Below are 19,457 nucleotides of genomic sequence, written 5' to 3' on the forward strand. Positions count from 1 at the left end.
TTCCCGCATTCACCGAGGCCGTCCAATGGTCTGCCCTTCACAACAGTGATCCGGCAAGCAACTGGATGCGGGAGATAATATTGCAGGAGGCGTCACGCATGATTCCTCCGCGTGAGGCCACGCGAAGACCAATCCACCCAAGTTAGGAAATAAGATCTTTCAGCAAGGTCTTTGCGGCATGGATTTGCGGGGTTTCGAGGGTTTTGTGGCGACATAACGGGTATCGCCACACCAGGCCTGATTCGGCGCAGTGACGGCAAGCGCCTGATCGAGCAGGTTCGGCGCGACCGGCAAGCCGTGTGTCAATCGGGTTGTTGCCTTGAATTTGCGTTTTTGGTTGCTACGCAACCTTCGCTTACGACGCAGTCTCATTATCGGATGTACGCCGACGTCCAAGCCATGCGCTACGACGTGCCTTGCAGGCGTTCGGCCCCATAACTCTCGCGGGAGCGCTGATGTGCGGCAGTATCTCCACCTCAGGCCGGGCCCCTGCTGCGCGCGGTGACGCCGCCATCGCTCTATCGACGAATCAGAGACATAGTGCGGCTAGATAGTCAATCCTGAAAAATTCAGTTTGCGGTATCGAGCCAAGCCAAGGTGCGTCTCTCGGCGAACAGGAATCAGATCGTCGAAAGCGGTTGTGCCGAGCAAGCGGTCGGCTGCGGCGTGGCATTGGCGGGTCCATGCAGCACCGCGAGGATAAAAAAATCAGGCCCCAGGCCCAGACGGACGATGGCGCGCAGCAACCAGCGCAGGTTGCAACCGGCAGCGCACAGTACCGCGGGTGGCGCATCGTCGGTTTGCCCTTTAAGCCAGCAACGCCGCATGCCGTGGTCGTCCTTCACATCGCCGATGACCGGTTCGATCGCGTGCCGTCGCTTGAGCCAACGTCGCTGCGTGCTGGTCAGGGCCTTCCGTTTGCCGCGATGAATCAGTTGTACTGATTAACGCCCCGGACCCGACATCGACCAGCACGGCCGTCGGTTGCGGCGTACCCGTCAGATGCTGCAACAGAAAGGGGCTCTGTTCGAGTTGCTCCGCCAGCGTGTGGCCGTCGTATGGGTTGCCTGCGAACGCCCGTGCGCCGACGATCAGTCCTTGTTTCGCCGTGGTCGCGAGTTTTCTTGACGTCATGTCGGGTAGCCCCTATACATTTGCTGCATAGCGCCTCGCTCAGAACCGTGCATGTGCTTTTAATACACAGCTCAATGCTTTCAACGCACCCGATTGGGGAGGCGGTTTCGTCACCGTTAGACCACGACTATGGATTTATTGGTGGCATGACCAGATTGGCCCGCGCACTCGATCCTCCGTCCACACGACGAATGCTTCGCGTAGCCTCAATCATCCTGGGTTCCCTTCTGCAGAGTAGACAAATCGTGGGTTGATTTGAGCCACGTCAACGGAACTCGCGTTCCCAGCGGAATCCGCACGGCGAGATCACAAAAGGAGAAGATAAGTAAAACAAGGCACTATAGTTTCACGGTCCTGCCATGAAAAGGCGTTATCTCTTGAAGTCAGCCGATGAAATTGGGCGCGAAATCGAGGATGATATGCAACACAATACTCGTAAATCCGAACACGGTGACAGGGAGGATGGTCACAACAACGGAGACGTCGTCATGCTGCATATCGCTTCGGTACGGGAAAGGCCCGGCTCAAAGTCCGAGACGGACCACGCGGTTCCTATTGTGCAGTGGTACGAGAGCGCCCTTACCGGCACCTTGGAAATATCGAAGGTGCTTACTGGCCCCTGCGGGCTCGAAGTCATGCTGGCCAACGTCGTCGATCTCCTGCAATCGTTTGTGCAGATGCGGGTCGGTATCGTCTCTCTCTTCGACGATGATGGCGTACCGGACATTACCGTTGGCGCCGGCTGGAGCGAAGGCACCGATGAGCGCTACCGGATGCGCCTGCCGCAGAAGGCAATTGACCAGATCATGGCGACGGACAGCCCGCTCGTCGCCGAGAACGTGGCGGTGCATTCGGGCTTCAGTGCGGCGGACATGGGCGTGCTCGGTGCTTCCGACGACATGCGAGTGTCGTTCATCGGCGTTCCTATTCGCATCGACGCGAAGGTCGTAGGCACGCTGACCATCGACCGCGTCGTGGACAATGGGTCGAACTTCCGGCTCGATTGCGACATGCGGCTGCTTACCTTGGTCGCCAACCTGGTGGCGCAGACGGTGAAGCTGCATCGCTTACTCAAGAGTGACCGCGAGCGACTGATGGCGGGGAGGGACGGGCTGCAAAAACAAATGTCCGAGCTCAAGTATCCTGCGCAGGACCGAAAGAAGTTTCAGGTCGAGGGGATCATTGGCGACAGCCCGGCGCTGCGCGGCCTGCTCGAGAAGATCGCAGTGGTAGCCAAATCGAACAGCACAGTTCTGTTGCGCGGCGAATCCGGTACCGGGAAGGAGCTGGTCGCCAAGGCCCTTCACGAGCTGTCGCCGCGAGCCAAGCGGCCCTTCATCAAGCTCAATTGCGCGGCGCTCCCTGAGACGGTGCTGGAATCCGAATTGTTCGGTCATGAGAAGGGTGCCTTTACCAGCGCCTTCAATTCGCGCAAGGGGCGCTTCGAGCTCGCCGACAAGGGGACGCTGTTTCTTGACGAAATCGGCGAGATCTCGGCCTCGTTCCAGGCAAAGCTGCTGCGCGTCCTGCAGGAGCAAGAATTCGAGCGCGTCGGCAGCAACCAGACCATTAAGGTCGATGTTCGCGTGGTTGCCGCCACGAATAAGAACCTGGAAGACGCTGTGGCAAGGAACGAGTTCCGCGCTGACCTCTATTATCGCATCAGCGTGGTTCCCTTACTGCTGCCGCCGTTGCGCGAAAGGCGCAGTGATATCCCGCTGCTCGCCGTTGAGTTTCTCAAGAACTTCAACCGCGAGAACGGCCGTACGCTGACCTTCGATGCGAGTGCGATTGAAGTATTGATGAACTGCGGTTTTCCCGGCAACGTCCGTGAGCTCGAGAATTGCGTGCAGCGGACTGCGACCCTGGCGCCGGGACTATCGATCGTGAGAAACGACTTTGCCTGCTCCCACGGCCAGTGCCTTTCCGCGATGCTATGGAAGAGCGGACCGGAAGAGATGGCGCTGCAGGCCGGGCCGATCGTACCAGTGCAAGTGAAACCGGGCACGCCCCAGGCCGAGGCTGCTACGTCTGGCGCAGTTGCGGTCCCGCCTGTCGACAGCGAGCAGGCCTCGCTAGCGCCTGGCGGCGCAGCCTTCGGAAGCGGTGCGAAGATTTCCAACCGCGAGCGTCTCATCGCCGCCATGGAAAGGTCCGGCTGGGTGCAGGCAAGGGCGGCGCGACTGCTTGGACTGACGCCGCGCCAGATTGGCTACGCGCTGAGGAAATACGGTGTCGAGATCAAGCGTTTCTGAAAGTACTGTCGGACTTGCGGCGTGTCGGGGCCGCGACATCGCGACTGATGCGAACAGCTCAGACAAGTCAAGCCAGGGTTTGGCGCGGACCATGGCATGATCACGATCGGAAGCGGCCCCGCGTCGGCGCCAATTCGGTAATCGTCGAGAACAGCCCGGCCGACCTCAGGGGCGGTCAGTACCTCGACGAAGGTGCTGCGAACGCGGCGCTGTCATCGCCGGTTCGCCGGCCGCGTCGCGCTCGACCATCAGCTCACACTGATGCGCTCGGCGACACAAGCGGTGCTGTTTGACCGCGTTGCATTTGTGGAGGCGCGCCCGGGGTCATATTAGCGAGGCGACTCTGTCGCGCGCCAACAAGATTGCGCGTCGTCTGGGGGCCGTGGGCAAATCAAGGCGAATCCCGGGCAGAAGAAACATTTGCCGCCGTTGCGTGGTCAGCCGGCCTGATAGCAAGAAAAAACGCTGACAAGACGAGAAGAGTCGACCGATTGCCCAGTGCATCATGACGTGATGGCACGACAGCTTAGAGCGTGGTCGGCAAAGCCCGGGATCGTCCGGTCCGAGCACCGTCGGGTGCGCGAAAGCGACGGGGAACCGATCAGCGAACCCCGTCAGGCACAGCGGCACAGCCACATTGAAAGTCCCAACGTACGGTTGCAATCTACCGACCCATCATCACCGATTGAAAAGTTGGCAAACTGAAGGTGCCCATGTACTGACATTCGTGAGTCGAAGTTGGGACTGACCGCGGCTGGCCGCAATGGCCAACATTAAGACATCAGTAAAAGCAAGCGACGACCCAAGTTCGTTTCTCACGCATCACTACCCGTCTGCCCCGCCCGGCTCGATTCCGCCAAGGTATCGTGTGAGAATTCGCCCAGAATTTCTCACTATCTCCGCCCAAGCGGGGTCCAGTCTCTCGCGGGGCATGGTCAGCGTAACGACACCGGCGAGTTGCCCAGACGGGCCGAACACCGGCGCGGCGATGCCTGCCAATTGAGGATCGCGGTCTCCTGCTAGCGCGATGACTTGCTGGCGGCGGATGTGTTGACCGAGTGCCTCGTCGCCTTCGTGGCAGTAGGCTTGCAACACCCGGCCTCCTGCCACGATCCAGCGGCACTAGCTCGCCCGCGCGGATGTGGTCTCGCACAGGCTGTGGCGAGTCGACGCGATACAGGCATATCCGTCGCGCACCTTGACGTACGTGAAACGCGGCGCTCTCACGGGTTGCGGCCACCAGTTCGTGCAGCACGGGCATCACCAGCGACTCGCTGGAGGACGATTGCGCATAGACGGCATGCAGTCTGCGACGCCGGACCCCAGCACGTAGCAGCCATCGGCGCGGCGCACCATGAGATGCGCATGTTCCAGCGACGCGAGCAGGCGCAGCACGGTGCTCTTGTACAGGCGCCTGCGTTCCGCGAGCGCGCTAAATGACAGCACGGGCGTGCCGTTGCCGAAGGCAGCCAGCAGGGTCAGCGCACGGTCGACTGCTGCCACGCCGCCGGCTGCCAGATTGTCGTCGGCCAACGATGCGATGGCGGGCTGTTTGGACATCGTACCTCTCCTCAGCCGGACCGTTGCAGCAACGCTTCCACTACGCCGAAGCCGAGGTGATCTGCCGGGTCGAGCCGCCGTAGTTGTGTGATCTACTGTGTGGCGGTTTCGCGTTCGCCGCGCCGCAGGCCGATGACGGCGAGCGCCTTTAGCGTGAACAGCCAGAAGCGGGCGGGACCGGGCGCGTGGAAGTTCGCATCGCCGGCTTGTACCATCTGCCAGTCCTCATTCAATCCGGCGGCATGCGCAGCTGCTTTGAGTCCCAGATGGGCCGCGTGCTCTGCCTCATCGAGTTCCCGGCGTCCGGCATGGAATTTGTAGAGCAGATAGTAGGCGGCAAGGCTTCGCGGAGAGGTCAGCGTGACGCTCCACAGGACTGCGACGATCTGCTCGGCCGGCGCGCCATGCAGGCCCTCGATGAGACGCCGGCCGGAAGCCGACACCTCGCCTCCGAACTGTTCGTTCGACTCGACCCCGGTCAGCAGGTTCACCACACCGTCTCCGCGACGATGAGGCGCTGCACCGGTTCGCCGCCTTCAAGTTGACGCGTGAAGATTTTCTCCACGTCGGCCATCGTCACGCCGCTGTGTAGCACCGCGTCGGGATAGATGAGCACGGTCGCGCCCTGATCGCACGGGCCGAGATAGCCCGAACACGTGATCGCGACGGTATCGGGCGCCTGGCGTTTCTGCTGGTCAGCCCAGAATGCCTTCAGCAGCGCGGTCGAGCCCTTGCCGCCTGCGCAGGCGACGCGCGGATGCTGCGGCGGCCGGTTCTGGGTGCAAGCAAACACATGTCGTTCAGGTCTGGCCATGACGATGTTCCTCAACCGAACTTGAACAGGATGCCGTGACCACCGCGCGGGTAGTCCCACTCGATATTCTGGTGGTCGGTACAGAGGATGCGGCAGCTGCCGCATTCGAGGCAGCCGTCGGTGATCAGCGTCACCGCGCCGTTGTCTTCGGCCTTGTAGCACGAGGCCGGGCAGACGAAGGTGCAACTTTTCGCGCTGCATTCGCTCTGGCAGACGTCGCCATTCTTGATGTGGACGTGCGGCCGTCCGGCATCGACGCGGTAACGGTTCTGGAACAGCTTTTCCTCTACGTTGACGGGTGGGGTGCTCATCGGAAGGCCCTCAGGAGTTTGTAGGCATCACCCACGATGCCAGAAAGCGAACGGGCTTTGCGGAAGCTCGAAAAAATCTCGCGCTCCTTGCTTTTCTTGTCCTTACCGTCGACCGTGATCATTGTGCGCGCGGCGCGCGCCATGAGGTCGGGGTAGGTCGTGAAGAACTGCGGATTTTTGTGCAGCACTGCTGGCATGTCGCGGTACTTGTGCAGGTCTTTCATTACGAAGCTCTGATCAAGCGCGGCTTTGTAGGCCTTGAGCGTGCGGGCGCGGTAGCCGTGGCCCGCGGCTTTCGCGTGGATCACCGTTTCGGCGGCGAGGCGTCCCGAGGTCATCGCGAGGTTCGATCCTTCTCGGTGCACGGAGTTCACGAAACCGCCTGAGTCGCCAACGATCATCCAGCCGTTGCCGTAGACCTGCGGGATTGCGTGAAAACCGCCTTCGGGAATCAGATGCGCGCAATACTCTTTCATCTCGCCGTCCGCAATCAGCGGTGCGATCGACGGGTGTTGCTTCATCTTTTCGAGGAGCACATAGGGGCTCGTGCGGTTGGGGTTTTTCCTGAAGTCGCTCAGCATGCAGCCCACGCCTATGGTGAGCGATTCCTTGTTGGTATAGAGGAAGCCAGTGCCCATCATGCCGTCGGTGATACTGCCGACCATCTCGATCACGACGCCGTCGTCTTCGCCGACGTTGAAGCGCTGGCGGATCGTCTCCTCGGGCATGAAGAGAATCTCCTTGACGGCGAGCGCAACGTTGCCGGCCCCGATCTCTCCATGAAAGCCCGCCTTGCGCGCTAGCGTCGAATTCACGCCGTCGGCGAGCACCACCACGTCGGCATAGACATCGCCGTGCTCGCGGTCGCACTGCACGCCGACCACCAGGTCGCCGTCCATGATCAGTTCCTTCGCCGTGGTCTCGCAGAGCAGCAGTGCGCCAGCTTCGCGCACTTTCGATGAAAACCACTTGTCGAACTGCGCGCGGATGATCGTGTAGCGGTTATAGGGCGGCTTGTTGTATTCCTCGCTGCGCACATGTGTACCAACAAACGACGTGTCGTCGAGCATCCACATTCGCTGCTCGATGATGTGGCGCTCCAGCGGCGCATCGTCGCGGAAGTCCGGGATGATCTCTTCGAGCGCCTTCGCGTACAGGATCGCACCTTGAACGTTTTTGCTGCCCGGATATTCGCCCCGCTCGATCTGCAGCACTTCCAGGCCTGCCTTGGCCATCGTGTAAGCGGCAGCGTTGCCGGACGGACCGGCACCGACCACGATCGCATCGAAGTGTGAAAGTTTTTTCATCGTGATTCTCCTCAGGCGGCCTGCTTGCGGCGCCGGGACAAATGCTCCGCAAAAGCCTGCTTCAGCGCGGGCAACACTTGCAACGCATTGCCGACGATGCCGTAGTGCGCGAAATCAAAGATGGGTGCGTTGGCGTCGGTGTTGATCGCAACGATCACGTCCGCGCTTTCCATGCCCACGCGGTGCTGGATCGCGCCGGATATGCCGGCGGCGATGTAGAGCTTGGGCCGCACCGTCTTGCCGGTCTGTCCCACCTGGCGCTCCCCGTCGACCCATCCGGCCTGCACGCATGGCCGGGTCGCACCCACTTCGCCGCCGAGCACGTTCGCCAGTTCGAACGCCAGGTGGAAGTTCTCCGGGCTCTTCAACCCCTTGCCGCCGCTCACTATCACATCGGCATAGGGCAGGTTGATCCGGTTGCTGCTCGCATCCGGGATAAAGTCGAGCAACCTCGTGACGATGTCCGTCTCGATCATCCCAAGCGTTCCATGGACGATGTTGCCGGTGCGTTCGGCGTCGCGCAGCGGCATCGGCATCACGCGCGGGCGCACCGTCGCCATCTGCGGACGGTAAGCGAGCGTCATGATCGTGCACAACAGCGAGCCGCCAAAGGTGGGGCGTGTCGCCGCCAGCGCCCGCGACGCGGGATCGATGCTGAGTTCGGTGCAATCAGCGGTCAGCCCGGTCAGGAGGGTCGTCGCTACGGAGCCCGCGAGGTCACGCCCCATCGACGTCGCGCCCAGCAGCAGGATCTCGGGCTGATGCCGGTTGACGAGGTCGGTCAGCCCTTTTGTGAACGGCTCGTTGCGATAGCCCTGCAAGACTGGGTCGTGGATGATGTACGCATCGTCCGCGCCGTAAGTGAAGGCTTCTGCCGCGAACTGTTCGAGCGGTTCGGTCGCTCCGCCGAGCACGGCGGCGCCAACTCGGCTGCCGAGCGTGTCGGCCAGTTTGCGTGCTTCACCGAGCAGTTCCCACGAGACGCTGTGCACGTGTCCGCGGTCGTGCTCGATAAAGACCCAGACGCCTTTGTAGGCTTTCAGGTGTTCCGGCAGTTCGAGGTTGCGTCGTGCGCGGCCGGCAGGTTTCTTCGCGGGGGATGCGGGTGCGTTCATGACCCCTCCTTCATAAGCAGGTCAGCTTCCAGGGTGGGATGGCGCGTGAAGATCTTTTGCAGCAGATTCACCGACACGTCGCAAAGACTCGATGCGTCGAGGTCGAGCATCTCCGCTTTCTCGCTGCGCGGCGTCGGTCCAAAGACTTTGCTGACCACTGTGGGGGAGCCCTTCAGCCCGATTTTGCTGAGGTCTTCGATGCCGGCCTGTTCGCAGTTCCATTTGCGCACCGGACAGCCGGCCGCATGAATCATCGCGGGCAGCGTCGCAAAACGCAGTTCGTTGGTGTTCTCCAGCATTGTGATCAGGCACGGCAGCGTAGTCCTGAGCACCTGCACGCCGCCCTCGGCGCGCCGCTCGACGGTGATCGTTCGCGCATCGAGAGCGGTCTCGACGATGCGCGACACATAGGTCAGCAGTTGCAGCCCTAGGCGTTTGGCGATGCCGGGGCCAACCTGCGCGGTGTCGCCGTCGATCGTCTGCTTGCCAGTGAACACGATGTCCACCGCCTGCTCCTTCGCGATCTGCTGGATACCTGCTGCCAGCGCGTACGACGTAGCGAGCGTATCCGCGCCCGCAAATGCGCGGTCGGTGAGTAGCACGGCCTCGTCCGCGCCGAAGCTGATGCACTTGCGCAACGCTTCCTCGGCCTGCGGCGGACCCATGCAAAGCATCGTGACCTTGCCGCCGAAGCGGTCCTTCAGTCGCAGCGCCTCTTCGAGTGAAAACAGGTCATAAGGGTTGACGATCGCCGGAACACCCTGGCGCATGATCGTGTTGGTGACCGGATGAACGCGGATCTGTGTCGAGTCCGGGACCTGCTTGATGCAGACGACGATGTGCATGGTCTTGCTCCGTGTGTCAGGCAACAGTGCGCGTGGGGGCAGCGACGCGCGCAAACTGTCGAGTGAAACGTGCTGCCGCCCATTTTTGTCCCCGAACACCTTGAACACTTTTTCCTGAGCCGGCGTGGACGTGACGAAGTCGCCGTAAGCCTTGAGCAGCAGCGCGTGATATGACGCGAACAGCGCGGCTTCGTCGCTCTCGGGCAACGCGTCCTGTTGCTGGATGTACTGAAAGAAGCGCTTGAGGATGTGTAGCCGACTCACGTTGACGATCTTCTGGTCGAACGGAATGCCGAAGAACTGCAGAAATTCCTCGGCTGAGGACAGCGCCTTGAGTTGCTGGACAAAGCTTTTCATCGCGGTTACCCCTTGCAAGCGGATGAGGATAGGTGCGGACAGAACGTCGGCTCGGCGAAGTCCTTGTCGCAGGCGTCGCTGGTGGCGCACCGCGGCGTCGTGCCCGACTGTTCGGGTCGCACGACCCACTTCGTAAAGCCGACCACAGCGCCATCACGACAATTCTCCGACGGTGTAGCGCAACTCGGTCAGGAAGCGAAACAGGTCGGCGGCACTGGGCGCTTGCTTGTGCTGGGTGGCATGGTGGCGGATACGGGTCAGCAGCAGCACGACCAGCCTTTCACTGACGGGCAGGCCGAGTGCGTTATAAGCCCGGCGCACGCTTTGCGAATCCGAATGCTTGCCGAGCACAACCGAGCGTTCGCGACCGAGTTCGGCGGGATCGAAGCTCTCGTAGCTCGATGGATTTTCGGCGAGCCCGTCTGTGTGGATGCCGGACTCGTGCGTGAATACGCTGGCGCCGACAATGCTTTTGTTCAGCGCGACCGGGCGTCCTGAAACCCGTTCGACAAGCCGCGAGATGCGCAATAGCGCGGTCGTGTCGACGCCCGTGTTGCAACCCATGATATGACGCACGCCCATCACGATCTCCTCCAGCGCGGCATTTCCGGCGCGTTCGCCGAGACCGTTGACGGTGGTGTTGGAGTGGGTTGCGCCGGCGCGCAGTGCGGCAAGGGTGTTCGCGGCCGCGAGCCCGAGGTCGTTGTGCGCGTGGATTTCGATTTCCAGGTCGACCGCGTCGTGCAATCGCGCAATCGCATCATAGGTCGAAAAAGGATCGAGGACGCCGAGCGTGTCGGCAAAGCGGATGCGTTGCGCACCGCACTGCTGCGCGTGCCGCGCCACGTCGGCGAGAAACGAGGGGTCCGCGCGCGAGGCATCCTCCGCGCCCAGCGAAACCCTGCGGCCGCTTTTGGCGGCGGCGCTGATCACGCGACTCACCTGCGCGAGCACCCACGAGCGCGGTTGGCGCAATTTGTGTTGAAGATGAATATCGGACACGGGAATCGACAGGTGAATGATGTCGGGATTGCAGCACAAGGCCGACGCCAGGTCCGTGTCGGTGAGACGGCCCCAGACCATCAGATCGGCGTCGAGGTTCAGCGCGACGATGGTCTGGATGCAATTGATTTCCTCGGCGCCCATCGCGGGGATACCGATTTCCAGTTCGGGTACTCCGGCGCTTGAGAGCGCCTCGGCAATCGCGCATTTTTCGGCAACCGTGAATGCGACCCCAGCGGTCTGTTCGCCGTCGCGCAGTGTGGTGTCATTGATGATCGGATTCGACACGGGAAGTTGTCCTTAGGCATTTGATCATACGCGTTGCAAGTACTGCGCCATGCACGGCTCGTGCGAATAGCCGCTTGCCGCGGGGCTTTCCGGTGTTCGCTGGCGCTGTGATGAAGCGGTTCCAACGAAGACCTGTCGCGAATGTCCTGTTTCGAACAGCAGATGTAGGGAGGAACACGGCGCTGCAGAAAGCGATGCGCGATGCGATGGGCATGGTCAGCCAGGATGTGCGGACGCGGCCGGCGCGATGCAAACGCTGTAGGGATGGGCTATCCATTGCAACGGCGATGCGGGAAGATAAACACAGGCGGCGGCCATCAGCGCGGCTATGCGCTCGCGGCGATGAGCGCTATGGCGCTTGAAGGGGCCGCACAGCGCTAGGGACGCATGCCATCAATGCTCACGCGCGAGGCCGCGCATATGTGGCTGCAGTTCGATCGTCCGGTCGGCGTCGCGCAGTTTCACGCAGCACGTGAGACGCGATTGCAGGTCAAGGCCTCACGCATTGTCGAACTAGTTGTTCTGCTCGTCGTCGGGAGGCGCCAGTCAGTGAGATTCTCATGATTGCCTCACACGGAAAACGAACTGCCGCAGCCACAGGCGCTCTGCGCATTGGGGTTGTGAATGACGAAGCGCGAACCTTCCAGGCCGTCTTCGTAGTCGACGCGAGCGCCGGGCAGGAATTGCTGGCTCATCGAATCGACCAGTAGCGTGACGCCGTCCGTGACGGTCTGCATGTCGTCGTCCGCCACCTGGTCGTCGAACGCGAAGCCGTACCGGAAGCCCGAACAGCCGCCGCCGGACACATACAGCCGCAGCTTCAGGTTCGGATTGCCTTCTTCCTCGATCAGCGAGGCCACTTTCGCAGCGGCCTGAGGCGTGAATTCGAGCAGGCCGGGCATGACGCCGGGTGTGGCGGAAGGCGGTTGGGTGAGCGTTTTCATGGAGGTTCCTCTCAGGCTTGAATGGCCTTACTTCGGGTTAGACGAGCAGGTCGGTTGCTCGGCGAGTTACAGGTCGTCGGCTGCTGCGCCTGGAATCGTCTGGCGCGAGCGACAGTCAGACACGGCCGTCTTGATCGCGTCTCGGCGAGAATCGAGCAGTGGATCTCGACCGGGGCAATAGCAGTTCCTTGACGAACTGAAGCGTGGACGCCGCCGTGAAGTTGACACCCGATCCGCATGAGCGGCCGAGCCCCACGTACAGCGCGCCAATGCCCTTGGGGCCGTAGGTCTTGTGAGCGGGGGAACGACATCAGATCGACCGGCAAAGCGGCGAGATCGATTGGTATCTTGTCGGCAGCATGCGCGGCATCCACGCGCAGCAGGATCTCCCGGGCGCGGCCGATCGCGGCGATGTCCTGAATCACGCGCGTCTCTTTGTCGACGAACATCACCGATGCGAACACGGCGCCCGGCTGGAGCGCTGCCTTAAATACGGCGAGGCCCACGAGGCCGCTTTCCTGCACTGACAACACTATGACCCCGAAGCCTTCGCGATCAAGTTCGAGCATCGTGCCGAGAGCGTCATGCCTGTGGTGCGATGAAAGTGCGCGAGACGCTTGATCGCCAGGTTGTTCGATTCCGTCGCTCCCGAGGCCCGGACAATCTCGCGCGGGGCCGTGCTGACGAACGAGCTGATCTGCTCGCGGGCCGGTACTGACATGTTGGAAATGCGACATCGCAAGCTCCTGAAAGCGATAGTGCGATCTGCACGGCAACTTTCATGCCGGCGGATTCTCGCGCTCCAAGGTCCGCCTTCAGCTGGCCCGGTGTTGTTTCGCTGTGGTGTTTGTGTCGATGCGCGCGACGAGCCCCGATTGCCGTCGTCTTTTTGTAGTACTTGTTGTTGCGCATGCGGGATTGACCTGCACGATGGCTCAATCATCAGCGTGGAAATGGGCTTACCTTAAACCCTGTGTCTTTCCGTCAATCTTGCGCTTCGCGCCGGTACATCGAAAGCGCGCAGCGCACGAAGGGCAAGTCAATGGTGAACATCCAGGCAGCCGTTGTCTGGCAAGCGCTGGACGGCGTCGACGAGGTGAGCAAGATGCTGGTGCGAGAAAGGCGGCGGCCATGACGCGTGACGGCGTGATTGACCATTTCAAGTTCCTGTGTCAGGAGACCATTGTCTGACGAAGGCGCTGGACTACATCGAGCGCGAGGATGCGGTTCGTCCCACGCCTGTGGGCGAAGTACCGGCCGCTGAAGTGCCGTCGTCGCAGTGCCGTACAGGCATCGTGTTCCGGATATGGCGTGCGCACCGGTTGTCTGGTCTGGCACCCGGCCACTGAGGCTTCCGCTGATCTGGATCTGGCGGCTGACGACCGAACGTTCACGACATCCCACGCAGGGGAAGCCGGAGATTGATTGCCGACGACTGATCTGGGCGATGCAACGCAGCGGCTCGGTTCAGGCGAAGGTGGCGTGCTTACTGAGGTCACGCTCCGGCAGATCGGCTATGCGCTGCGTGCATCCTCTATTGAGGTTCGCCGGTTGTGACCAGGTTGGAGAATGCTTTGCCCACCCAGCTTGTACGGGTCCATCTCGCAGGTTCGGCACATGCGTTCTAGGTCGTGTGAGATTTGTCGCAACATCGACACGACGCAACGAAATTGGACAGATACGTCGCGCGCCTGGATCAACAGAACTGCGAAATATCCCCTAACACGTTGATTCTTGGCTTTCTTGTCGAGTGGCATGGATCTGGCTTTATGGCTTGCGCGCGGCCGCCGTCGGTTGCGAGGAGATATCCATGCAAACGGGTTCAAATGCGAGCGACTTGCCCGCAGCGGCCTATATCGGCATCGGGCAGATTAAACCTCTTGGCGCGAAGATCGAAGACCCGTCCACCGGTGGCGGCTGCGGCACGCACGGTGGCGAGGGTAACCCCAGTTGCGGCGGGTCGGGTAGTCTCGACGACTTGCCGCCGGACATCCGGGAAAAGGTCAAGAATCACCCGTGCTACTCCGAAGAAGCTCATCATCACTATGCGCGCATGCATGTGGCGGTGGCGCCGGCTTGCAACGTCCAGTGCAACTACTGCAACCGCAAATACGACTGCTCGAACGAGTCGCGTCCTGGCGTAGTCTCTCAGAAGCTAACGCCGCAACAGGCAGTGAAGAAGGTCGTGGCCATTGCAAGCGAGATTCCGCAGATGACGGTGCTTGGCATCGCCGGTCCCGGTGATTCGCTGGCGAGCCCGGCGAAGACATTCGAGACGTTCCGGATGCTGCAGGAACAGGCCCCGGACATCAAGCTGTGCCTGTCAACCAATGGCTTGGCGTTGCCCGACCTCGTGGACGAAATCTGCAGATACAACATCGACCACGTGACAATTACCATCAACATGGTTGACCCGGCGGTGGGCGAGAAGATCTATCCGTGGATTTTCTGGGAGCACAAGCGCGTGACCGGTTACGAAGCAGCCCGCGTCCTTCATGACCGGCAGATGAAGGGTCTCGAGATGCTCACCGCACGCGGCGTGCTGACCAAGATCAACTCGGTGTTGATTCCCGGCATCAACGACGAGCACCTGATCGAGGTCAACCGCGAGGTGAAGAAACGCGGCGCATTCCTGCATAACATCATGCCGCTGATCGCGGAGCCCGAGCACGGCACTTACTTTGGCCTGAGCGGACAGCGCGGACCGACTGCGCAGGAACTCAAGGCCGTGCAGGACGCCTGCATGGGCGGCGCGAACTTGATGCGTCATTGCCGCCAGTGCCGCGCGGATGCGATTGGCCTGCTGGGCGAGGACCGCAGCGAGGAATTCACGCTCGACAAGATCGAGCAGATGGAAGTGGTCTACGACCTCGACCGCCGCCGTGAATACCAGCAGCGCGTCGAAGCCGAGCGTCAGGCGCAGCACGACGCGAAGCAAGATGCGCTGGCTGTCTCTGGCAAGATCGACGTCGCCGACGACATGAAGGTGCTGGTCTCGGTTGCAACGAAGGGCGGCGGCCGGGTCAACGAGCACTTCGGCCACGTCACGGAGTTTCAGATCTTTGAGGTCTCGGCAGCCGAAGCGCTGTTCGTCGGCCATCGCAGGGTAGACCTGTATTGCCGGGGCGGTTACGGCGACGACGAGCAACTACCGTCGGTCGTGCGCGCGCTCCACGACTGCCACGCGGTGCTGGTCGCGAAGATCGGCGCCTGCCCGAAAGACGAACTGGCGCAAGCGGGCATCGAGCCTGTCGATCAGTACGTCGGCGAATTTATCGAAAAAGCGGTCTTTGCTTGGTTCAACGACTACCGCAGTCGCATCGCTAGCGGCGCCATCGTGCACCGGGACCGGGGCGATGCTGCGATCCGCCAGGGCGCTTACACCTCGTCAGCCTCAGCGGCGTGACAACCCCACACCGTGCCAGACAGGACAACAGGAGAGCCTCCATGCCGCTGAAGATCATTGCGTCCACCTGTACGGGATGCTCCGCCTGCGAACCGCAGTGCCCCAATGTCGCGATCGGCGAGAAAGGCGGCGTGTTCGCGATCGACCTCAAGAAATGCACCGAATGCGAAGGCCAATTCGACGACCCGCAGTGCGTCGCCGTGTGTCCCGTGGACGGCTGCATCGTTCAGGTATGAGTCTGGCTCGTGGCCGGGCTGGCCATTCATCCATCAGGAGACTACGCATCATGCCGTCAAACGTAACTGTTACGAGCGCCGCCGAAAAGTTCATGCGTCGTGTCGTGCGCTTTTCGGGCCTGCCGGCTGGCGCCGGCTTTCGTCTGGTGGTGAGCGCTGGCGGCTGTTCCGGCTATACCCCGGAATTCACCGCCGAGCCGGCGCTGCAACCGGGCGAACGGGAACTCGACATCAACGGCCTGCGCGTATTCCTGCCCGCTGAGAGCCGGCTGATGCTCGAAGGCATAACGATCGATTTCGCCGACACGCCAACCCAGTCCGGCTTGATCTTCTTCAATCCGAAGGAGGCCGCTTGTGGTTGCAGCAGCAGTGCGGATTCGGCGCCGCCAGGCGTGGCGACCATCGATGTCAGCGCGATTGGCCGCGGACGGCCGCCGCTGCCGCGTCAGATTTCCTAAAGACGAGCGATGGCGATGGAGTCCGGCGACCGTGCCCTCGACGACGCAATGACCGCGTTTGCGCAGAGCGCGATTGGCGGCGGCTTGCCGTCGGGCGTCAATGCATTGATCGCCGAGGCGGGCCGGTTGCGCGAGCGCCCCGACGAGGCGCTCGCGCTGTTGCAACGCGCCCGCGCCGCCGCGCCGCGCCATCCGGTGCCGTTGATCGCCCTGTACCGCTTTTACTTCTACGGCCATCAATGGGTGCAGGCGCGTGCGATCGGCGAAGACGCGCTGGCGGTCACCCGCAGCGCGCTGGACTCAAATTTCGGCGACCAACCGCTTGCGGCCGCGATCGTGACCACGCGCTATGACGCGGGCGCGCGTTTTTATCTGTTCACGCTGAAAGGCCTCGCGTACCTCAACATGCGTCTCGGCGACTTTGAAGAAGCGCGCATGGTACTGCGCGAATTGCGCCGGCTCGATCCCGAAGACCGGGTCGGCGGCGCGCTGCTTTCCCAGGTCTTGAATCGTCATGAGACCGGCGCCGGGTCCGACGACGCAATGGATGCGCTCAGTGCCTATCCGACGCGCGGCTGGATGGGGACGCAACCATGAGCGCACAGAACTTGCGGGTACGAGGCGGCGACATTGCACCGCGCCACTGGCAGGGCGGCCCGCTCGACTCCGCCGGCTGCGGGTACGTGCGGTTCCGCGAGTTGCCGGCGGAGCACGATCGCGGGCCAGGTCACGAGCGCACGCAGGATGCGTACGCGCGCCGCATCGAGCGCTTCTTTCACTGGCATCCCGAAGTGGCCAACGAGCAGCCTGCGCATCCGTACTTCGACGTGCGCGCAATCGCTGCGAGTCACGCCGATGTGTTTTGTCTGCCCGCATTGCTCGGCGACCCGGACGAGACGGGCCGGCTGCACGCGTTGCGATTGCCGCAGGCGCAACATGCGCGCCTAATCCACGATCCGCATCGCGAGGTGCGAATTCGCGTGGCGCAGCACGGGTCGCCTGCTGCATTGATCAGCATGCGGGGCGGTTCCGACTATGGTGTGCGCGAATGGGTGGCACAGCATCTGCGGCTTGCGCTGCTGCCGCCGATGCTCGGCGAGCCTGATCGCGCAGTCCGGATGCGACTGGCCGAGCGTCTAGAGATGCCCGAGCTGCTGCGTATTGCCGACGGTAGCGGGGCCGAGGGACCCCGCATGGTCGCCCAGCGTCTGCCCGCGACGCTGCTATCGCGCCTCGCGGCCGATCCCGACGGGCGAGTGCGCTGGGAAGTCGCGCGGCGCGCCGCTGCCGAAATCGTGCCGTCGCTGGTGGATGGCGCGGACGAACAGGTGCGCGCGCTCGCACGGCAGCGCCGGCAGTCGGGCGAGGTCGCGAACCTGATGACCAGCGGACAGACGCAACGATCAGCAGGAGTGAAGCATGGCTGACATCAACCGCGACGACGACCTGATCGAGATCGCGTATCCCCCGCGCTTCAATTACGGCGAGCGCGTGATCGCGCGCTCGGTTATCCACAACGACGGTACGTACAACGGCAAGGACATCGGCGAAGTGCTGGTGAACAAGGGCGAGATAGGCTACGTCACCAGCATCGACACCTTCCTCCAGCAGTTCTATATCTTCGCTGTGGATTTCGTCGAGAGCGGCCACCGTGTCGGCATGCGCGCGAAAGAGCTATGTACGCTCGACAACCTGCCGGACGACGTGCTGCAAGGCTTGGGCGAGCGGGCCGAAGCGCTGCACAAGATCGGCACGCGGGTCCAGCCGGAAATGCCGCAACCGCAGGAGCCGGCAGCATGAGTATCGAACCGGTTCAGCCTGCTTATCAGTGGGGCATGCGCGTGATCGCGCTGGACGACCTGTGCAACGACGGCAGCTTTTCGGAGCGCGGCCAGAACGATTGCCTGGCCGAGGCGGGGACGGTCGGCGAAATCGTCAACGTCGGCCAGGTGGTTGAGAGTGGCGAGCCGGTCTATCTGGTGGAGTTCGGCAACTGTGTCGTCGGATGCACGGAGAATGAAATTGCTCCCGCGCCCGACGGCCTGCTACCCGAAGAAGGTGCCGTGTCATGACTGTTCTGGCGAGCGCGCCAGACGCGGCGCCGCCGCGCGACGGTTTGCGCGCGGGCCGCGTGTTCGATCTGACCCAGCGCAAGATCGAGCAAGCGTTGCGCGAGCGTGCCCCCTACCGCTATGTGCTGGCGCGCGTGCTGCGCGATGGGCAGGGTTTCCGTGTCGAGTGCCCGTGCTGCTCCCGCAATGTCGACGTGAATGGCGGGCTGATTGACATAGCGCGGCTTACGCGCGATGAAGACGGTATGTGGCACCTGAGCGCGCGCGATCATACGTGGCACCGATGGATGCCCCAGCATGAGAGCACCGATCTGGCCGAGCTGCTGGACACGCTTTGCATCGATCGCGAATGGGTGTTCTGGCCGTGAAACAAACTAACCGAGCCGGGCGATGATCTATCTCGACCACAACGCGACCATGCCGCCAGCCTGCGCCGTGGCGCAGGCGATGCTGTCCATCCTGACGTATGTGTGGGGCCATGCGTCGTCGCACCATGCCGTCGGGCTGCAGGCGACGGGCACGCTCGCTGCGGCCTGCGCGGCGCGCGCGCGAGCGCTCGGTTGCAAGCCCGCAGAGTTGATCTTCACCAGCGGCGCCACCGAAGCCAATTACCTGGCCGTGTGCGGGCCACACGCGGTGGCGCCGGAGGGCCGGCACCGTAGCGTATTCAGCGCGATCGAACATGCAGCGCATCTTAAGCTGGCGCGTGCGCTGGCTGCGCGCGGCGTTGCGGTCGACTACATGCCCGTGCGGCCCGACGGGACGCTGGACCTTGACAGCGCCGCCGCGCTGATTGGATCTGACGTCGGGTGGTCTCGGTGATGGCGGCCAACAGCGAGACGGGCGTATTGACGCCGGTCGCCGACGTACGCGATCTCGTGCCCTCGGCCCGCGCGCGGCTCCATGTCGGTGCGACGCGGCTCACCGGCAGGATGCGGTTCCATTTCGCGCACAGCAGGATCGATCCGGTGTCGCTCTCGGCGCACAGTCTGCGGGGGCCGAAGGGCATCGGTGAGCTGCTCGTGCGCCAGGGCGTGACGCAGGTGCCGCAGGTGCAGGGCAACCAGAAGCGGCATCGGCGCGGTGGCACCGAGAACCTGCCAGCCATCGCCGATTTTACAGCGGCGCCCGAGCGTATCAGCGAAACGGCGAGCGTGGCCGCGCTGCGTGACGCACTGGAGCAGAGGCTGCGGTGCGCGCTGCCGGCCGTCCACGTGTTGTCGGCGCAGGCATCGCGTCTGCCCGGCACCAGCTACCTGCGCTTCGGCGAGGTTTACGCCGAAGTCGTGTTGCAGCGGCTCGAACTGCTCGGCGTTGCCGCGTCGTCAGGCGCGGCATGATCGTCTGGCGGCA

General features: G+C 62.5%; 21 protein-coding genes and 4 pseudogenes. 13 read left to right on the forward strand and 12 right to left on the reverse strand.

From position 1 onward, the window contains the following. Positions 1-146 (forward strand): annotated as a pseudogene (locus F759_RS42415) (LysR family transcriptional regulator); the annotation flags it as partial. Between the two features lie 570 nt (positions 147-716). Here F759_RS42415 and F759_RS44400 read toward each other — a convergent pair. Further along, positions 717-1,119 (reverse strand): annotated as a pseudogene (locus tag F759_RS44400) (transposase); the annotation flags it as partial. A gap of 392 nt (positions 1,120-1,511) precedes the next feature. On the opposite strand from F759_RS44400, the gene nifA reads away from it, so the two are divergent. Then, entirely contained in the window at positions 1,512-3,389 is a 1,878-nt protein-coding gene (gene nifA, locus F759_RS0128235; RefSeq protein ID WP_244438929.1) for a nif-specific transcriptional activator NifA, read from the forward strand. A gap of 825 nt (positions 3,390-4,214) precedes the next feature. Here nifA and F759_RS38745 read toward each other — a convergent pair. The 11 genes and pseudogenes from F759_RS38745 to F759_RS38755 all read right to left on the reverse strand — a co-directional run bounded on the left by F759_RS38745 (position 4,215) and on the right by F759_RS38755 (position 12,501). Then, a pseudogene (locus tag F759_RS38745) lies at positions 4,215-4,949 on the reverse strand (IclR family transcriptional regulator). A gap of 92 nt (positions 4,950-5,041) precedes the next feature. Further along, positions 5,042-5,440, reverse strand: coding sequence for a hypothetical protein (locus tag F759_RS38750; RefSeq protein ID WP_322787120.1), 399 nt, complete (start codon positions 5,438-5,440; stop codon positions 5,042-5,044). Continuing rightward, positions 5,437-5,763 carry a (2Fe-2S) ferredoxin domain-containing protein gene (locus tag F759_RS0128255; RefSeq protein WP_027802826.1) on the reverse strand — a complete coding sequence of 109 codons (327 nt, stop codon included), beginning with the start codon at positions 5,761-5,763 and terminating at the stop codon, positions 5,437-5,439. Before F759_RS0128255 ends, F759_RS38750 begins: the two co-directional genes overlap by 4 nt. An 11-nt stretch (positions 5,764-5,774) precedes the next feature. Continuing rightward, a complete protein-coding gene (locus F759_RS0128260) occupies positions 5,775-6,074 on the reverse strand; it encodes a ferredoxin family protein (RefSeq protein WP_027802827.1) in 300 nt (99 codons plus the stop codon). Continuing rightward, positions 6,071-7,381, reverse strand: coding sequence for an FAD-dependent oxidoreductase (locus F759_RS0128265; protein WP_027802828.1), 1,311 nt, complete (start codon positions 7,379-7,381; stop codon positions 6,071-6,073). Before F759_RS0128265 ends, F759_RS0128260 begins: the two co-directional genes overlap by 4 nt. A gap of 11 nt (positions 7,382-7,392) precedes the next feature. Then, positions 7,393-8,496, reverse strand: a complete 1,104-nt coding sequence (locus F759_RS0128270; protein WP_027802829.1) for an electron transfer flavoprotein subunit alpha/FixB family protein — start codon at positions 8,494-8,496, stop codon at positions 7,393-7,395. Then, entirely contained in the window at positions 8,493-9,341 is an 849-nt protein-coding gene (locus F759_RS0128275) for an electron transfer flavoprotein subunit beta/FixA family protein (protein ID WP_027802830.1), read from the reverse strand. Before F759_RS0128275 ends, F759_RS0128270 begins: the two co-directional genes overlap by 4 nt. Positions 9,342-9,368: 27 nt before the next feature. Continuing rightward, positions 9,369-9,698 (reverse strand): annotated as a pseudogene (gene nifW / locus F759_RS43440) (nitrogenase stabilizing/protective protein NifW); the annotation flags it as partial. A 153-nt stretch (positions 9,699-9,851) separates the two neighbouring features. Then, positions 9,852-10,988, reverse strand: a complete 1,137-nt coding sequence (gene nifV, locus F759_RS0128280; RefSeq protein WP_027802831.1) for a homocitrate synthase — start codon at positions 10,986-10,988, stop codon at positions 9,852-9,854. A 569-nt stretch (positions 10,989-11,557) separates the two neighbouring features. Continuing rightward, a complete protein-coding gene (erpA, locus tag F759_RS0128295) occupies positions 11,558-11,932 on the reverse strand; it encodes an iron-sulfur cluster insertion protein ErpA (RefSeq protein ID WP_027802832.1) in 375 nt (124 codons plus the stop codon). A gap of 11 nt (positions 11,933-11,943) precedes the next feature. Further along, entirely contained in the window at positions 11,944-12,501 is a 558-nt protein-coding gene (locus F759_RS38755) for an aminotransferase class V-fold PLP-dependent enzyme (protein WP_244438930.1), read from the reverse strand. Positions 12,502-13,357: 856 nt separating this feature from the next. Here F759_RS38755 and F759_RS44900 point away from each other — a divergent pair. The 11 genes from F759_RS44900 to F759_RS44910 all read left to right on the forward strand — a co-directional run bounded on the left by F759_RS44900 (position 13,358) and on the right by F759_RS44910 (position 19,444). Next, complete coding sequence (locus F759_RS44900; RefSeq protein WP_274533493.1) at positions 13,358-13,489, forward strand: hypothetical protein; 132 nt, start codon at positions 13,358-13,360, stop codon at positions 13,487-13,489. A 253-nt stretch (positions 13,490-13,742) separates the two neighbouring features. Continuing rightward, positions 13,743-15,338, forward strand: a complete 1,596-nt coding sequence (gene nifB, locus F759_RS0128315; protein WP_027802835.1) for a nitrogenase cofactor biosynthesis protein NifB — start codon at positions 13,743-13,745, stop codon at positions 15,336-15,338. Positions 15,339-15,379: 41 nt separating this feature from the next. After that, the gene (locus tag F759_RS0128320) at positions 15,380-15,574 is read left to right on the forward strand and encodes a 4Fe-4S dicluster domain-containing protein (RefSeq protein ID WP_027802836.1); all 195 of its coding nucleotides are present in this window, start codon (positions 15,380-15,382) and stop codon (positions 15,572-15,574) included. Positions 15,575-15,624: 50 nt separating this feature from the next. Next, positions 15,625-16,032: a HesB/IscA family protein gene (locus F759_RS0128325; protein ID WP_027802837.1), complete on the forward strand. Its 408-nt coding sequence runs from the start codon at positions 15,625-15,627 to the stop codon at positions 16,030-16,032. Positions 16,033-16,047: 15 nt separating this feature from the next. Continuing rightward, positions 16,048-16,629, forward strand: a complete 582-nt coding sequence (locus F759_RS0128330) for a hypothetical protein (protein WP_027802838.1) — start codon at positions 16,048-16,050, stop codon at positions 16,627-16,629. Further along, a complete protein-coding gene (locus F759_RS0128335) occupies positions 16,626-17,459 on the forward strand; it encodes a 4Fe4S-binding leucine-rich repeat protein (RefSeq protein WP_027802839.1) in 834 nt (277 codons plus the stop codon). Before F759_RS0128330 ends, F759_RS0128335 begins: the two co-directional genes overlap by 4 nt. Further along, complete coding sequence (locus F759_RS0128340) at positions 17,452-17,832, forward strand: nitrogen fixation protein NifZ (RefSeq protein ID WP_027802840.1); 381 nt, start codon at positions 17,452-17,454, stop codon at positions 17,830-17,832. Before F759_RS0128335 ends, F759_RS0128340 begins: the two co-directional genes overlap by 8 nt. Continuing rightward, complete coding sequence (locus F759_RS0128345; RefSeq protein ID WP_027802841.1) at positions 17,829-18,104, forward strand: nitrogen fixation protein NifZ; 276 nt, start codon at positions 17,829-17,831, stop codon at positions 18,102-18,104. The genes F759_RS0128340 and F759_RS0128345 overlap by 4 nt, the downstream gene beginning before the upstream one ends. Continuing rightward, positions 18,101-18,472: a DUF3024 domain-containing protein gene (locus F759_RS0128350; protein ID WP_027802842.1), complete on the forward strand. Its 372-nt coding sequence runs from the start codon at positions 18,101-18,103 to the stop codon at positions 18,470-18,472. The genes F759_RS0128345 and F759_RS0128350 overlap by 4 nt, the downstream gene beginning before the upstream one ends. A 22-nt stretch (positions 18,473-18,494) precedes the next feature. Beyond that, positions 18,495-18,926, forward strand: a complete 432-nt coding sequence (locus tag F759_RS44905; protein ID WP_274533494.1) for an aminotransferase class V-fold PLP-dependent enzyme — start codon at positions 18,495-18,497, stop codon at positions 18,924-18,926. Continuing rightward, on the forward strand, positions 18,926-19,444 hold the full coding sequence (locus F759_RS44910; protein WP_274533495.1) for an aminotransferase class V-fold PLP-dependent enzyme: 519 nt from the start codon (positions 18,926-18,928) through the stop codon (positions 19,442-19,444). Before F759_RS44905 ends, F759_RS44910 begins: the two co-directional genes overlap by 1 nt. The last annotated feature ends 13 nt before the right edge of the window (positions 19,445-19,457 follow it).

Source organism: Paraburkholderia dilworthii, from assembly GCF_000472525.1.
In the GTDB taxonomy this organism is placed as follows: domain Bacteria; phylum Pseudomonadota; class Gammaproteobacteria; order Burkholderiales; family Burkholderiaceae; genus Paraburkholderia; species Paraburkholderia dilworthii.